Source organism: Methylobacterium sp. FW102-HT35C08, assembly GCF_058790235.1.
The window spans coordinates 1,550,364-1,565,000 of sequence record NZ_JBYTCL010000002.1; the positions used below are offsets into that span (position 1 = coordinate 1,550,364).

The following is a 14,637-nucleotide window of genomic DNA, read 5'->3' on the forward strand; positions in this document are numbered from 1 at the left end:
AGTCTGCGCGGTCGCGTATCGGACTCGGCGCGGATTCCGGCTTGACGCGGTGGATAACGGGGACGGAACGGGCGGATCCTGGCGTATCGGACTCTGCGCGGGTCGAACCGGGCGCGGTGGCCCGTATGCAACTCTGCGCAGGCGGCCTCCTGTGCCGGCCGCACACCCTGCCTGGGGAAGCGTGGATTGCCGGGACAAGCCGGACCGGGCCGGGATCCCGGTGGCCGAATCGTGGCATGGCAGGATCGGGCCGCCCTCCCGTTCGCCGGAGGGGACCCCGTCTGACGCGGGCCGAGGGGCGATGAGCATCGAGGAGAAGATCGCCGGGATCCACGACCCGGACTTGCGGGCGGAGATCGAGGCGGCGCGCGGCGGCTTCCTGTTCGCGCAGATCGTCGAGCATGTGCTGCATCGTCAGCGCGAGCGCGACGCCCAGGCCGCGCTCCTCGGTGAGGAGGAGAGCCGCCGCGCCGGGCTCTCGCGCGACCAGCGCCGCCGTGACGCGGTGCGCCTCGTGATCGAGAGCGAGCCGGCGCTGCCGTCGAGCCTTCAGCACATCCACTCGGTGCTGGCCCTGTGCGGCCTGCCCTACCGCGATCCCGGGCCGGTGCGCGAGTTCACCCGCACCTACGGGCGCAACTCGCTCAGCCTGATCGCCGGCCGGATCAAGGATCCGGAGACCGGCGCCTTCGCGCCGCAGGGGCTGCCCTACGGGCCCAAAGCCCGGCTGGTGCTGCTCCATCTCTGCACCGAGGCCGTACGCCAGCGCAGCCCCACCGTGAAGGTCGCCGAGACCCTGTCGGGCTTCATGCGCGAGATGGGCTTCGCGGTCACCGGCGGCGAGCGCGGCACCATCCGGCAATTCAAGGAGCAGCTGAACCGGCTGGCCGCCTGTTCCATGCAGATCGGCCTGTGGGACGGGCGCGACAGCGCCACCACCCTCAACGTCCCGCCATTCCGCAGCCTGGAATTGTGGCGCCCCCGGGCCGGGGAGGGCGACGACGAGGCGGGGCGCACGGTGCGCTTCGACCCCGAATTCTACGAGACCCTGATCCGACACGCCCTGCCGGTGGACGTGCGGGCGGCCCGGGCCTTCTCGGGCTCGGCGCGCAAGCTCGACCTGCTGTTCTGGACCGGTTACCGGCTGCGGTCGCTGCAGCGCCCGCTGCGGCTGACCTGGACCAACCTACACGCGCAGTTCGGAGCCGAGAACGCGTCGATCCGCAGCTTCCGGCAGGCGTTCAAGGCGGATCTCGCCCACCTGCGCGAGGTCTTCCCGCGCCTGCCCCTGGTGCTCGACGACGGCGGGCTGACGCTCCATCCGGCCGATCCGGGAGCGCTGCTGGTGCCGCCGCGCCCGGCAGGGAAGGGAACACGGATCCGGCGACAGGGAACGTAAACTCGGAATGACCTGAGGGAATAAGATCTTTTCGCTCAGCAAGGATAAGGAATATCGCGGCTGGCCGTTCCCTACAGTGACGGAACCCGCTAGACGTTCTCACCGTGGGGAGGGAACATGGCGTGGGCCTTTCGGAATCCGAGATCACGGCGCGGCTCGCCGCCCTGCGACGCCAGCGTGAGGCACTCGATCGGGAGATCGCCGATCTCGTGCTCTACCTGGAGCTCGGCCGCCGCCTGGGTGCCGCCGGGATGATCCCCGACCCGGCACCCCGGCCTGCCCGCTCGGACGACCCGCGCGAGGCCGCGCCGGCCGCAAGTCGGCTTCCAAGTCGGCCTCCAAGTCGGCCTCCAAGTCCGGACCCGAGCCGGGTCCCCGATCAGGCCGCGGTCGGGCGATCCGATCCCGCGGACGACCCGGTGCCGGTTCCGCGGGCTGCGCCTCCGGTTCGGAGCTCCGAACGCCCGTCGGCCGTTCTGTCGGAGGCGTGGCCCCAGGCGTGGCCCGAAGCTCATGCCCGGACCGAGACCGAAGATGACGGGCCACCCGGGGCGATCCCGCCGCCGGTCGCCTTCACGGACGATGCCGCCGGGGCCCGCCGCTACGGCCGGGCCGTGGTGCAGGCGGCCTGTCGGGCGATCGCGCAAGCGGGCCGGCCGCTGCATGCCGCCGAGATCCTGGAGGTCCTCCTGAAGCAGGGCTTCACCCTGCCGGGCCGGGATCCGGTCGCGGCGCTCAACACCCGCCTGTGGAAGCGGACGGGCCCCGGCGGCCCGTTGTGCCGTGTCGGCGAGGCCACCTACGCGCTGGCGGGGCCGGGTCCGTCGCCGGCGTGAGCTGCGGCGGGCCGGTCACGAACGCGTGACGCTGTGCCGGCCGGACGGGGGCATCCCCCATATTGGGGTCGAGCGCGTCCGGAAAGCCTGCATCGTGCCGGCCGCAGCGGGCGGGCGCGGTCCGTCCCGGCCGGGGAGGGCATGTCATGGACGGCGTCGGCAGGATCGACCGGGATCGGTGCTCCGGGGACGGGCGGTGACGGCGGCCCTGGTGAGCCCGGCCGCGCAGGCCTGCGCCTTCGTGCTCGGCTGCGCGGTGATTCATGCCGCCCGCGCGCATGCCGCAATCCTCACGCGGCTGCTCGCCGCGGTGGCGATCGCGGCAGCCGTGCTGGTTCTGCTCGCCGCGTCCCTGGATTACGCGCCGGGGCCGGACGAGACCTTCGACGAGGTCTCGGTCTACGCGGCCTCGTGAGCCGCTAGCCTTAGCCTTCCGGGCCGGCCGCCTCAATTGACCAAGCAGAAGCCCGCTCCGGTCCCGACGCGGCGTTCCTGGGCGCACCAGGGCTTCGCCGGACCGGGCGGGGTCTTCAGATCGGCGATCCGTGCCGGGCCCGGATCGCCGCCGCGCAGCGTCAGGCTGGCGACGCTCGCCCGTCCGGCCTCCGGGCTCGCCGGCCCGGACGCGACGCCCGGCGTGGGGGCCGGCGTGAGGGTTGACTGCGCCAGATCGGGCGGGCTCAAGATCGCAAGTCCGGGCATGTCCTGCGCGGTGGCGGCGCCGCACAGGGCCAGGCAGGCGGCCGGGGCCGCGAGGAACCTGAGCATCGACGAAGCTCCTGCCGAAATTGATCCGCCGAACCGAGCCCGCGCGGCGGACCGGCCGACGGGGCGAGTCTGGTAGTCCCGCGTTAAAGGCGTCCGAAGATTCAGGATTAACCGATCTTGAAGCCCGCGCCGCTCACGCGGCCCGCAGGCGGCTGCCGGCGTGTGACGTCTCGGCCACCGGCATGTCGGCCTCGGCGACCGGCCGGAAGCGGCCGCGCGCGCCGTCATAGGCCAGGAGTTCGCCGGTCTCGATCTCGAAGAACCAGCCGTGCAGGCGCAGGGCGCCCTTGGCGAGGGCGGCCGCGACGCTCGGATGGGTGCGCAGGTTGGCTAGCTGCACCACGACGTTCTCCAGGGCCAGGGCGTGGTGGCGGTCCTTCGCGTCCATCCCCTCAGGATAAGCCTCGCAGACGATCCGCTCGGCGGCGTCGGCGTGGCGCAGCCAGGCCGCAACGCTCGGCATCCGCTTGAGCAGGTCCCGGTTCATCAGGCCTTTCATGGCGCCGCAGTCGGAATGGCCGCAGACGACGATGTCGCGCACGCCGAGCGCCACGACGGCGTACTCGATCGCCGAGGAGACGCCGCCGACCACGTCGGAGGCCGGGGGCACGATGTTGCCGGCGTTGCGGCAGACGAACAGCTCACCGGGACCCGCCTGGGTGATGTGCTCGGGCGCGACGCGGGAATCCGCGCAGGCGATGATCAGCGCGCTCGGGTGCTGACCGTCCCGCACGAGCTGCCGGTACATCTGGCGCTGGCCGGGGAAGACGCTGCCCTGGAAGGTCGCGATGCCCTGGATGAGGCTGTTCATGAAGGAATCCCTGACGCTGGACGAAACGAGAAGTCGGAGCGAGGCGCGGTGCGCAGCCCGCGCGGTCGGTCGCGCCGCCGGCCGGTCCGGATGGCAGGGGCCGTCGCGCCCGGCCGCCCGGCTGGAGACCGGGAGCCCCATCCGGGCGGGCGGCGGATCTCAGCGGCGGCCCCGGTGGCGCTCGGCGGACCCGGAGGCCCAATGCGGATCGACCACGCGGCGGCGCGCGACCAGGGCTCCGGCCCGCTCGTGAACCATCGGGGCGCCGAGGATCTGCCCGGTGCCGAGGCGCTGCGAGTGCAGCGAGCGCGGATCGTGATGGGGATCGCTGATGTAGGAACTCATATGGCCGCCCCCCGCGGCCTGGCGGCTTCCGCCGCCGCCCTCGCCAGCCTGGGCGGCCAGGGGCAGCGCGCATGCGCCGGCCAGGAGAGCAAGGCCGAGGGCCAAACGGTGCCGTGTCTTCGTCATGGCGCTTCCTCACATGTTCGTCTTCTGGTCGGGAACACCCTGCCCCTGACCGATAGCCAGAACATAACCGTGAGTGCGCAGAGTTTATGTGCGGATAGGCACAGTCGATAAGCGTAAAATTTAATCCTTGTCTTCGGATATACTTGGTGCGGGCACGCACAACAGGGTCCCGGCAGCATCAGATCAGCGGGATTAAGACCGCCTCGCGAGGCGCCCGATCACCGGGAGTCCCTCCCCGGGGCGATGTCGGCACCGCGGACCGTTTATGAGGGGCTCTCAAGTCCGGCGGCCACGCACCCGGACCATCCCGGCGGAGACCGCCCTGACGGCGTTCGCCGGAACCGTCCTCAGGCCCCTCCGGCCCGGATCCACCGCGCCGGGGCCGAACCGGCCTCCATGCGGGTGGCAGGGGGCAGGGGACAGACCGCCCGATAGATCAGGCCTGAGGTCTCGTAGGCGAGGCTGGCGGTGTCCCGGCCCGCGAAACCCCGTTCCAGAAGGCGGCTCCCGAATCCGACCCGCGACGGGGCGACCACCGGAGGGCCGCCCCGCTCGTGCCAGCTCATCCGCAGGATTCGGGCTTCCGGGCCGGGCTCCAGCGTCCAGGCCAGCGCCGCCCGGCCGCCCGGAACCGAGAGGGCGCCATGCTTGACCGCGTTGGTGCACAATTCGTGCAGGATCATCGTGAGCGCGAGCGCCCCCTCGGGCGGCAGCCGCAGGTCGGGTCCGTCCAGGGTGATGCGCGGGGTCGGCGCGCCTGGATGCGCCTGGTCGAGGAAGGGGCGCACGGCCTGATCGGCGATGCCGCGCAGGTCCGCGCTCGCCCAGCTCTCGCGGGTCAGGATGTCGTGGGCCCGCGACAGGGCGAGGAGCCGCGCCTCGAAGGCGTCGCGCCCGGCCGCGGCACCGCCCCCGAGATTCTTCAGGCTCTGCGCCGCCATCGACTGCACGGTGGCGAGGGTGTTCTTCACTCTGTGGTTGAGTTCATCGACCAGCAGCCGGTGGGCATCCGCGCGCCGGGCGAGCTCGTCGGCCGCCGCGCCGAGAGCGTCGGCGATCATCGCGCCCTCGCGCACGAGGGAGCGGGGGAGGGGCGGCAGCTTCTGGTCGCGGCCCAGCGCCCCTGCGGCGGCCGCCAGGTCCCGCAGAGGCCGGGCGATCAGGCCGGCGAGCAGCCACGCCAGCAGCGCCGAAGCCAAAGCCACGGCGCTGCCCGCACTCAGGATGCTCCAGCGCAGGGCCGCGACCGAGGCCAGGGCCCGGTCGGCCGTCTGGCGCACCACCACCTGCCAGCCGAGGCCGGGATAGTCGCGGTAGCCGGCCGTGGATGCCCGCGCGCTGAGATACGCGGCAGGGCCGTCTGGCCAGTGCCCGACCCGGCTCGTGCCCTGCGGATCGAGGGACTGGCCGCCGGTCAGCACGGACGGGGGCAGGGCCCCGCCCTGCAGGGCAGGTGGCCCGAGGAGCACGGTTCCGTCCTGGGCGAGGATCAGGATCTCGGCGCCCTGGCGATGACCCCGCAGCGAGCTCTCGAGGATGCGCGCCATGTCGCGCGCCCAGGTCCAGTCGAGATGGGCGGCCAGCACCCCGAGGACGCGCCCGTCCGCGGCCCGGACCGGGGCCGCGACGTCGAGGAGGCGAAGCGGCTCCCGGGCGGTGGCGCCCCCGCTCGCAGCGTCCGGGGTCAGCAGCGCCTGCAGGAGCTTGGCGGGGTGCACGTCGCCCACGAAAGGCCGCTCGCGGCCGGCCCGAAAATAATCGCGGCCCGAGACGTCGGCCCCCTCCAGGGCGCCGGTGCTGGTCACTGCGACCCGGCCGTCCGGGTCGATCAGCCCGATGATCGAGTAGGCCGGGTAGGTCGCCTGGAGCCGCTCCATCAGGCCGCGCTTGGCGGCCGCCCCCACCCCGGGATCGCGCAGGCTCTCTGAGGCGGCGGCGATCTGGATGTCGCGCCAGCGCTCGAACATGCCGAGGTCGAGGCCGCGCGCCATCTGGCCGGCGATCTCGGCGAGCTGGCCGCCGACCTCCGCCTCGAGCCGGCGGCTCGCCTCGCGGCTGACCAGGGCGGCGAGCGCCAGGGTTGCCAGGAAGCCGATCGCGCCGAAACTCACCGCCAGCACGACACGCAGCCGCGGCGCCCCGCGGCGCGGCACGGTCCGACCGATAGGAGCTGCCGGAGACGTCGCCGCACGCGCCGCTGCAGGCAATTCCGATTGCGCGCCCGCCTGCATCCGCCCCCCGGACCCTCCGCTCCCGGAGATCGCGCCCGCCTCCGGAGATCGCGCCCACCAAGCCTGCTCAAGACACGTTCTGAGCACGCGCCGGAAGGCTCAGCAAGACAGGTTCGGCTCCCGGCGATGCACTATTGCTATCGAGAGTTGCAAATATGCAGCCGGCGATGTCAGTCTCGCCCTTGGGCCGCCACGCCTTTGGACCCCCATCGAGCTCCGGCCGGGCCCGTCCCGGTCACGCCCCCAGCAGGGCGTGGGCCGCCCGGACCAGGATCCCGTCCGGCCGGCGCAGGGCGTCGAGCACCGAGAAATGCTCGGCGCCGGGCACCGGCAGAAGGGGGCCGGGGGCGTGGGCCGCCGCCCGCAGGGCGTGCAGGTTGCGGGCGTCATGCACCAGGGCCGGCAGCTCGCGGGTGCCGTAGGCGATGCACAGGGGCTTGCCGACTGCCGGCAGGCGCAGGGGCGAGAGCGCCGCGATCTCGGCATCCGTGAGGCCGAGCTTGGCATCGAGATAGGTCTGGCGGATCGGCGCGAGGTCGTAGACGCCCGAGATCGCGAGTCCCGCGGCGACCGCCGGATGGGCGAGTTGCATCGCGGTGAGCAATCCGCCCGCCGACCAGCCCGACAGGATCAGGGGACCGCGGATCCCGTGCGCGGCGCCGTTCGCGGCGAGCCAGTCGAGGGCCGCGCCGGTCTCGGCCACGATCTGGGTGAGGCTCGCCTCCGGGGCCAGGGTGTAGCCGACCATCGCCACCGACCAGCCGGCGGCGTTCGGACCTTCCGCGAAGCAGGCGAACAGCTCCCGGGCGCCCCGCTGCCAGTAGCCGCCATGAAGGAAGACCAGGCAGGGCGCCGCTCCGTCCCGCGCGGGGTAGAGGTCGAGGGCGTTGCGGGCGCCCGCGCCGTAGGCGATGTCGAGGCCGGCCGGATGGGCGGCCCGGTAGGCCGCCGAGGCTTCGTCCCGCGCTTCCACCTGCCGCGCGCTGTCGGCCACCGCCCGGGTGTTGTCGTAGCAGGCGTCCCGCCCGGCCTGGTCGAGGTCGGCCCAGCGGCGGCGCGGATCCGCAGGGGTCGGGTCGTCCAGACGGAAATCCAGAACCATCGTGGGTTGTCTCCGGCGCCCAGTCCGCCGCACCATGGCAGGGTGCCGGGCCGGGGTCGAGGCGGATCAGGGCTCCGGGCCGTCCGCGCCCCGAGCCTGCCCGTTCGGATCTCGCACATCCAAATCTTGCGCGCCGATCGCCCGCAGGGCGGCGCGGGCCACCGCCACGTCCTGGTCGCTGGTTCCCGAGCCGACGCCGATGCCGCCCAGGCAGGCGCCGTCGATCAGGATCGGCAAGCCGCCCGGGAGGTTGGTGAGCCGTCCGCCGGAGGCGAGGGCCACGGTCACGGCAAGATCGGCGGGCAGACGGCCAGTGGGCACGCCGTTGGAGGCGGCGGTCACCGCCTTGGCCAGCGCACTCTCGCGGGACAGGAGCTTGGCGCCGTCCATGCGCAGGAAGGCCAGCAGGTTGCCGCCCTGGTCCACCACAGCCACGTTCTCCGGCACCCCGATCGCCTCCGCGTGGGCGACGGCCGCCTGCAGGGCGGCCAGCGCGGCCGCATGGGTGAGCTGCGGGACGCGGCGGGTGGCGGCGGCAGGGTTGTCGGTCATGGCGTGATCATCGGGCGATCATGAAGCGGGCCGCACGAGGCATCCGGGCACGGCCCGGGCCATCCCGGCGGCTCAGAATCCGGGCCCGGCGCCGGGGATCGTGCCGCCGTAGCCCCAGCCCGAGAAGGGTGGGGCGGCGACGCGCTCCCGGGTGGCCGGTGCGAAGACCAGGGCGAGCGGCCGGGTTTCCTGCCAGCTCTCCCGCCAGCCCCGGAGCCGGTCGCGCGCGGCCATGCGGGCCAGGGTCCGGTCCATGTCGGACCCGGAGGCCGGCCCGGGGTGGCGGCCGGGATGCGGGCGCGCCCCGGCCGGGCCGCTCGCCAGCATTCCGGCGATGAGGATCGCGGCGATGACCATCGCGGAGATCGTGTTCGGGCCGGCGTGCATGGTTCGGGCTCAAGGGGAGGAGGCTGTCACCGGCAGCTACGCTCCGGCAGCCGCTCCGGTTCCGGGACCTGCGCTTTTCGGGATCAAGCGGGCAACCAAGGCGTTTCCCGGCATCCCCGGATCGCCGAAAACCCCGTAGAAGCCGCAGGCTTTCCCCGAGACGATTCGCGCGCGAGCAACCATGTCAGAGCCCGGACCGACGAAGCCCGAACGGAACGCCGCTCCCCCGCCCTCCGATGCGCCCGATCCGGTGGCGCTGCTGGAGAGGCTCGTCGCCTTCGACACGGTGAGCGCCCGCTCGAACCTACCGCTGATCGACTGGGTGGAGGCCTATTGCCGCCGCCACGGCGCCGTGGTGGAACGGGTCGTCGACCCGACCGGGCTAAAGGCGGCGCTCCTCGTCAGCGTCGGTCCGTTCGCGAGCCGGCCCGGCTACGTGCTCTCCGGCCACAGCGATGTGGTGCCGGCCGAGGGCCAGCCCTGGTCGTCGGACCCGTTCATCCTGCGGGAGGCCGAGGGCCGTCTCTACGGGCGCGGCACCTCCGATATGAAGGGGTTCCTGGCGGTCTGCCTCGCGCTCCTGCCCGAGATGGCGGCGGCGGAACTCACCACCCCGATCCACCTCGCGATCTCGTACGACGAGGAAGTGGGCTGCCTCGGGGTGCGGCCGCTGATCGACCGGATGCTGGCCTGCATTCCCCGCCCGCTGGGCTGCTTCGTGGGCGAGCCCACCGGGATGGAGGTGGTGGTCGGCCACAAGGGCAAGTCGGCCGCCCGCCTCACCTTCCGGGGCAGGGCCAGCCATTCGGCCCTGGCGCCTCAGGGGGTCAACGCGGTGGAATATGCCGCCCGCTTCATCGAGCATGTCCGCCTGTCCGCGGAGGCGCTCGCCCGGGACGGCGCCCGCGACCCGCTCTACGACGTGCCCCACACCACCGGCCTGTCGAGCGTGGTCCAGGGCGGCACGGCCCTCAACATCGTCCCCGACACCTGCAGCGTCGCGTTCGAGTACCGGGCGATCGGCGCGGACGATGCCGGGGCGCTCGCGGCCGCGGCCATCGCCTACGCCACTGATACCCTGGTGCCGCTGATGCGGGCGGTCGACGCGGCGTGCGGCGTGACGGTCGAGCCGCTGATCGACTATCCGGGCCTCGACACCGACCCGGAGGCGCCGATCGTGACCCTGGCCAAGCGGCTCGCCGGCCGGAACGGCCACGCCAAGGTCTCGTACGGCACCGAGGGCGGGCTGTTCGAGCGGCTCGGCGGCGTGCCCGCCGTGGTGATCGGCCCCGGCTCCATCGCCCGCGCCCACAAGGCCGACGAGTACGTGACCCGGGACGAACTGGAAGCCTGCGCGGGCTTCGTGCGGCGGCTGATCCGGGATTGCCGGGGCTAAGGCGCGCCGACGGGCGGGGGCGGGGAAGAAACTTTTGCGCCGCTCGCGGCTTGGATCAGCGGCCCGAAGCGGGCCGGGTCGGGAGTCGTCTCAGCGCATGGCCAGCCTCAGCGTCGCGATCGCGTTCGGCACCCGCCTGCTCCTGGTTCTGCTGTTCCTGCCGTTCAGCGCGCTCGACAAGATCCTGAACTTCAAGGGCGCGGTCGGCCAGGCGCGGCAGGCCGTGCACGCCACGGCGCCCGCCACGGCGCTGATCCTGATCGGGCTCTGCGTGGAGATCGGGATGTCGCTCTGCATCCTGACCGGCACCGCCGACCGGGCGGCGGCCTTCGTGATGGCCGGCTATTGCGGGGTCACGGCGCTCCTGTGGAAGCAGTTCTGGGTGCCGGGCGACTTCCGGACCGGCGGCAAGGGCCGCGAGCTGTTCTGGGATTTCCTCAAGAACTTCGCGCTCGCGGGCGGCTTCCTGCTCATCACCTTCGGCACGGGGGCGGGGACGGTGGAGACCTTCTTCGCCGACCCGCTCGGCTCCACGCACCCCTACGCGACCGCCGACCGGGCCCGGCCGTAGCCGGGCCCGCGGGCGGGATCCTCAGCCCTTCGGCACGGTGGCTTCCATCGACGGCCGGCGCGCGAAATCCGCGTACCACGCGGCGATGGCCGGACGACCCTCGCGCCACGCGAGGTCGGGGAAGCGCAGATCGAGGTAGCCGACGGCGCAGGCCAGCGCGACGGTGCCGATATCCAGCGGCGGCATCCCGGCGACCAGGGTCTCGAACCGGTCCAGCGCCGACCGGATCTTGCCGATCTGGCCGGCCTCCCAGGCGTCCCAGCGCAGCGGTTCCGGGCGCAGCACGCGCTCGTACCGGGTCAGCAACGCCGCATCGAGCAGGCCGTCGGCGAGCGCCTGCCGGGTCAGTGCGTCCCAGCGGGCAGCGCCCTCGGGGAACAGGCGCGGCCCGGCCGAGAGACCGTCGAGATACTCGCAGATCACCCGGCTGTCGTAGAGGGCGGTGCCGTCCTCCAGCACCAGGGCCGGGATCTTGCCCAGGGGGTTGTGGGCGGCGACCTCCGCGGAGGGGCCGGTCGGCGAGGCCCCCGCGACGGTGACGTCGATCCGGTCGATCAGTCCCGCCTCGTGGGCGAGGACCAGCACCTTGCGCGCATAAGGAGAGGCGGGGGAGTACAGGAGCTTCATCGGACCGTCCCGGTTGGTCTTGGCGCCGCGATCGTGGCGCCGGGACCTTGCACCGATGCCGCGGGGAATCCAGTCCCCACCGCCCCGCCGAGCGCCCCTTCTGGCGCTCAGACCTTCCGGATAACCCCGAAGCCGGCACGGACCGCCCGGGCCCGGCCCAGGCGTCGCGCCCGCACCCGCTCGCGCCAGGCCAGGATGGCGCTCGCCACCCGATCGAGGGCGAGCATGCACAGGCTGCCGACGATCGCCAGCACGCAGGCGGCCCCGATCAGCACGCCCCAGATCCCGGGAGCCGGGATGATCATCAGGCACAGCAGGCCGAAAACGGCCGCGCCGGGTATCCACTTCGCCATCACGCCGCCTACCAAATTTGAAGGTGCTGTCGTGTCGACAGAAGTTGACCCGAGACCCTTAAGAAGTTGGCGCGACTGAAGCGATCGTGCTGAGATTTGTTATCGTGGTAGTTCAATCGGTTGATCGAGGTTTATAGACGGTAAATACAGATCCTGCATTGACTTGGCTTGCCTAATCTTGCGTCGCAGGCGCTCCGACCTCCGACCCGCGCGACCCCGTGCGGCGGGCCGTCCAGCGTCCCGAGCACGAGCCCAGACCGGAGAGCGTCCAGCGCCCCCGTCCCGCGGCCCCGCTGAGGCGGCCGGACACCGCGACGTTGGCGAGACCCCTGCGGATTGTGCCGGTGATCCGGCCGTCCTCTCCGGCACGGCCGGAGGCATCAACGCCGTTGCCCCCGGCCTCATCCACCTGTCCGTCCCGGATCGCGATGGGGTAGCGATAGGGCCCGGTGCAGGTCCCGCTCTCGGCCATAGCCACGACCGACCAAGCCCCATCGAACCGGTTCGACGTGTGGGCTGCCCCCGAGGCGAGGCCGAGGATCAGGGCCGGTGCGAGCACCGCATCACGAAGTCGGTTCATGGTCTCCTCTGCAAGTTCTCGAGACGAAGTCGCGGCTCATCGCGTCCGGGTCGAACCGGATGGGCGCGCCCGGCACAACGACGACAGGGCGCCGGGCTTCGAGAGGCTGTCAGGCAGCGTCCCGAGACGGCGATATGGGAGCGAACGGCCTCGGCGCACTGAGAGAACGCTACCGGTACGCGGCTTTTTCCAAGGCGCCGATTCCAAGGGGTGCGGGTTCCAGGGGCGCGGGTTCCAGGGGCGCGGGTTCCAGGGGCGCGGGTTCCAGGGGCGCGGGTTCCAGGGGGCGTGCACCGCCGATGGCGATCTGCGCTCGATCCGAAGCGCCCGCCGCCGACCCACGGGAACGGCGGCAGGGCCGGGTCTCTGTCGGCGTGGGATCGGAGAAGCCCGATCCCGTGTTTCCGCACCAGGCCCTAATGGCTTGGCGGCAGGGTCCGGCCCTCGCTGACGAGATGATAGAAGCGCCCCTCGAACATCTGCATCACCGCTTCGGTGGCGGCGTGCGATTCCGGGCGGATCGGGGAGGCGAGGCAGGCGTCCAGCGTCGCCTGATCGGGAAAGTCCATCTCGAGGATCATGGCGATCGGCCGGGCGTCGGCGTCCTTGGAGACGAGGCGCTGCACCCGCACCGCGGTGACGCCCGGGAAGCGCCGCCAGAACGGCTCCAGCTCATCCCGGACCCGGCGGAAGAACTCCTCCTCGCGACCGTCGCGCACCGTGCCCTCGTAGATCGCGGTCCTCGTCAGCATCGGTCGCTCCCTGAAATCCTCCGTCAACAGACGGCGGCCGGGATCGCTCCCGGCGGTGACAACCGGGATCGGCTGTCGGCGAAATCCGTCCCGGCCGGGACGAGCGGGCTTCTCCCCGGCGGCTGACCGGCGTATCCGTGGAGCAGCCCATCGCGACGATGCGGGAGAGACCGGGATCTTCCCAGCAGAGGGGACCCGGCGCCGACGGAGCAACCGCCCCGGAAACTCTCAGGCACCGGAACCGTGTCGTCAGGGCGATCTGGAGAGCGGTGCAGCGGGGAAGCCCGTGGGCACCCGCCGAAGGGGACGTCCGCGAAAGGCCTCGCCAGGGCCGGACCGGATCAAGCTCTCAGGCACCGGGACAGATGGGGCGCGCAACCGGCCGACCGCTTGAGGCGGCCTCCACGCGTCCTCGTTCCGGAGTTCCACCCATGACCCACATCGCCGTGATCGGCGCCGGCATCACCGGCGTGACGACCGCCTACGCGCTCGCCCAGCGCGGCTACCGCGTCACCGTCCTCGACCGGCAGCGCTACGCCGCCATGGAGACTTCCTTCGCCAACGGCGGCCAGCTCTCGGCCTGCAACGCCGAGGTCTGGAACAAGCTCTCCACGGTGGTGCAGGGCCTGCGCTGGATGCTGCGCCGGGACGCGCCGCTGCTGATGAATCCCAAGCCCTCCTGGCACAAGCTGTCCTGGATGGCGGAGTTCGTCCGCGAGATCGCCCATTATCGCGCCAACACCGTGGAGACGGTGCGGCTGGCCCTGAAGGCCCGGGAGGCCCTGTTCGCCATGGCCGAGGCCGAGGGGATCGACTTCGACCTGAAGACCCGCGGCATCCTGCATTTCTACCGGGACCGGGCGAGCTTCGAGAAGGCCACTGCCGTCAACGCCCTGCTGCGGGAGGGCGGCCTGGAGCGCTACGCCGTGACCCCCGAGGAGATCCGGGCGATCGAGCCGACGCTGGCCGGGCGCTATCACGGCGGCTACTTCACGCCCTCGGACGCCACCGGCGACATCCACAAATTCACCCGCGGTCTCGCGGCCGCCTGCGCGCGCAAGGGCGTCCGCTTCGTCCAGGACGCCAGCGTCGAGACGATCGCGCCGGGGGAGGGGGGCTACGCGGTTCGCTGGCGTGACGCGGGCCAGATGGCCGGCGACGCGCGGGTCCTGCGGGCCGACGCGGTGGTGATCTGCGCGGGCTGCGCCAGCCGGCACTTCGCGGCGATGCTGGGCGACCGGGTCAACGTCTACCCGGTGAAGGGCTACTCGATCACCGTGAACCTGCTGACCCCGGAGGCGCAGGCGGCGGCCCCGGAGGTGAGCATCCTCGACGAGGCGGCCAAGATCGTCACCAGCCGCCTCGGGGACGAGCGGCTGCGGGTCGCCGGCACCGCCGAGTTCAACGGCTTCAACCGCGACATCCGCCACGACCGGATCCAGCCGCTGGTCGACTGGACCCGGGAGCAGTTCCCGCGCGTCGATACCGACCGGGTGGTGGCCTGGAGCGGCCTGCGGCCGATGCTGCCGAACATGCTGCCCAAGGTCGGCCGCGGTCGCCGGCCCGGAATCTTCTACAACACCGGGCACGGCCATCTCGGCTGGACCCTCTCGGGCGCCACCGCCGAACTCGTCGCCGAGTCGATCGCCGCCGAGCACGCCCCGGAGCCGACGGTCTTGCCGCTCGCCGCCTGACCCGGGTTTCCAAGGGTCTGAAGCCCTTTGGCGGGTTGTCAGGGCGGAGCCCTGACGCGCAGCGCGGCGCGCCGTTCCATCCCCGAACTGGGGGGCGCGCCGTTGCA

17 protein-coding genes and 2 riboswitches are annotated in these 14,637 nt (G+C 72.4%); of the genes, 6 read left to right on the top strand and 11 right to left on the bottom strand.

Translation table 11 applies throughout. The features are described from left to right. Positions 1–301 precede the first annotated feature (301 nt). From AC3WSN_RS07380 to AC3WSN_RS07390, 3 genes are all read left to right on the top strand, one after another. On the top strand, positions 302–1,399 hold the full coding sequence (locus AC3WSN_RS07380; RefSeq protein WP_492536984.1) for a replication protein RepA: 1,098 nt from the start codon (positions 302–304) through the stop codon (positions 1,397–1,399). Positions 1,400–1,521: 122 nt separating this feature from the next. Beyond that, the gene (locus tag AC3WSN_RS07385; RefSeq protein ID WP_492536986.1) at positions 1,522–2,235 is read left to right on the top strand and encodes a winged helix-turn-helix domain-containing protein; all 714 of its coding nucleotides are present in this window, start codon (positions 1,522–1,524) and stop codon (positions 2,233–2,235) included. A gap of 178 nt (positions 2,236–2,413) precedes the next feature. Then, positions 2,414–2,650, top strand: a complete 237-nt coding sequence (locus AC3WSN_RS07390; protein WP_238198977.1) for a hypothetical protein — start codon at positions 2,414–2,416, stop codon at positions 2,648–2,650. 32 nt (positions 2,651–2,682) lie between these two features. Here AC3WSN_RS07390 and AC3WSN_RS07395 read toward each other — a convergent pair whose 3' ends face one another. From AC3WSN_RS07395 to AC3WSN_RS07425, 7 genes are all read right to left on the bottom strand, one after another. Beyond that, entirely contained in the window at positions 2,683–3,003 is a 321-nt protein-coding gene (locus tag AC3WSN_RS07395; protein ID WP_492536988.1) for a hypothetical protein, read from the bottom strand. A gap of 133 nt (positions 3,004–3,136) precedes the next feature. Further along, positions 3,137–3,814, bottom strand: a complete 678-nt coding sequence (locus AC3WSN_RS07400) for a carbonic anhydrase (RefSeq protein WP_492536990.1) — start codon at positions 3,812–3,814, stop codon at positions 3,137–3,139. Between the two features lie 159 nt (positions 3,815–3,973). Continuing rightward, a complete protein-coding gene (locus AC3WSN_RS07405) occupies positions 3,974–4,285 on the bottom strand; it encodes a hypothetical protein (protein WP_492536992.1) in 312 nt (103 codons plus the stop codon). Between the two features lie 347 nt (positions 4,286–4,632). After that, on the bottom strand, positions 4,633–6,405 hold the full coding sequence (locus AC3WSN_RS07410) for a sensor histidine kinase (protein ID WP_492536994.1): 1,773 nt from the start codon (positions 6,403–6,405) through the stop codon (positions 4,633–4,635). A gap of 346 nt (positions 6,406–6,751) precedes the next feature. Continuing rightward, positions 6,752–7,618, bottom strand: a complete 867-nt coding sequence (locus tag AC3WSN_RS07415) for an alpha/beta hydrolase (RefSeq protein WP_492536996.1) — start codon at positions 7,616–7,618, stop codon at positions 6,752–6,754. A 66-nt stretch (positions 7,619–7,684) separates the two neighbouring features. After that, positions 7,685–8,170: a GlcG/HbpS family heme-binding protein gene (locus AC3WSN_RS07420; RefSeq protein ID WP_492536998.1), complete on the bottom strand. Its 486-nt coding sequence runs from the start codon at positions 8,168–8,170 to the stop codon at positions 7,685–7,687. Between the two features lie 72 nt (positions 8,171–8,242). Further along, a complete protein-coding gene (locus tag AC3WSN_RS07425; RefSeq protein WP_492537000.1) occupies positions 8,243–8,557 on the bottom strand; it encodes a hypothetical protein in 315 nt (104 codons plus the stop codon). A gap of 181 nt (positions 8,558–8,738) precedes the next feature. On the opposite strand from AC3WSN_RS07425, the gene argE reads away from it, so the two are divergent. Further along, positions 8,739–9,953, top strand: coding sequence for an acetylornithine deacetylase (argE, locus tag AC3WSN_RS07430; protein WP_192711300.1), 1,215 nt, complete (start codon positions 8,739–8,741; stop codon positions 9,951–9,953). 97 nt (positions 9,954–10,050) lie between these two features. Then, complete coding sequence (locus AC3WSN_RS07435; protein WP_192711301.1) at positions 10,051–10,524, top strand: DoxX family membrane protein; 474 nt, start codon at positions 10,051–10,053, stop codon at positions 10,522–10,524. A 21-nt stretch (positions 10,525–10,545) separates the two neighbouring features. Here the strand turns inward: AC3WSN_RS07435 and AC3WSN_RS07440 are convergent, their stop codons facing one another. The 4 genes from AC3WSN_RS07440 to AC3WSN_RS07455 form a co-directional block, all read right to left on the bottom strand. Continuing rightward, positions 10,546–11,151, bottom strand: a complete 606-nt coding sequence (locus tag AC3WSN_RS07440) for a glutathione S-transferase (RefSeq protein WP_492537002.1) — start codon at positions 11,149–11,151, stop codon at positions 10,546–10,548. A gap of 107 nt (positions 11,152–11,258) precedes the next feature. After that, positions 11,259–11,504 carry a hypothetical protein gene (locus tag AC3WSN_RS07445; protein ID WP_192711303.1) on the bottom strand — a complete coding sequence of 82 codons (246 nt, stop codon included), beginning with the start codon at positions 11,502–11,504 and terminating at the stop codon, positions 11,259–11,261. 172 nt (positions 11,505–11,676) lie between these two features. Beyond that, positions 11,677–12,084 carry a hypothetical protein gene (locus AC3WSN_RS07450; protein WP_492537004.1) on the bottom strand — a complete coding sequence of 136 codons (408 nt, stop codon included), beginning with the start codon at positions 12,082–12,084 and terminating at the stop codon, positions 11,677–11,679. A gap of 416 nt (positions 12,085–12,500) precedes the next feature. After that, on the bottom strand, positions 12,501–12,836 hold the full coding sequence (locus AC3WSN_RS07455; protein ID WP_492537006.1) for a hypothetical protein: 336 nt from the start codon (positions 12,834–12,836) through the stop codon (positions 12,501–12,503). 151 nt (positions 12,837–12,987) lie between these two features. Next, a riboswitch (glycine riboswitch) is annotated at positions 12,988–13,090 on the top strand. Between the two features lie 3 nt (positions 13,091–13,093). After that, positions 13,094–13,203, top strand: a riboswitch (glycine riboswitch). On the opposite strand from AC3WSN_RS07455, the gene AC3WSN_RS07460 reads away from it, so the two are divergent. Then, positions 13,202–14,530, top strand: a complete 1,329-nt coding sequence (locus AC3WSN_RS07460; RefSeq protein ID WP_492537008.1) for a D-amino acid dehydrogenase — start codon at positions 13,202–13,204, stop codon at positions 14,528–14,530. (Overlaps the previous riboswitch by 2 nt.) Positions 14,531–14,637: the final 107 nt, after the last annotated feature.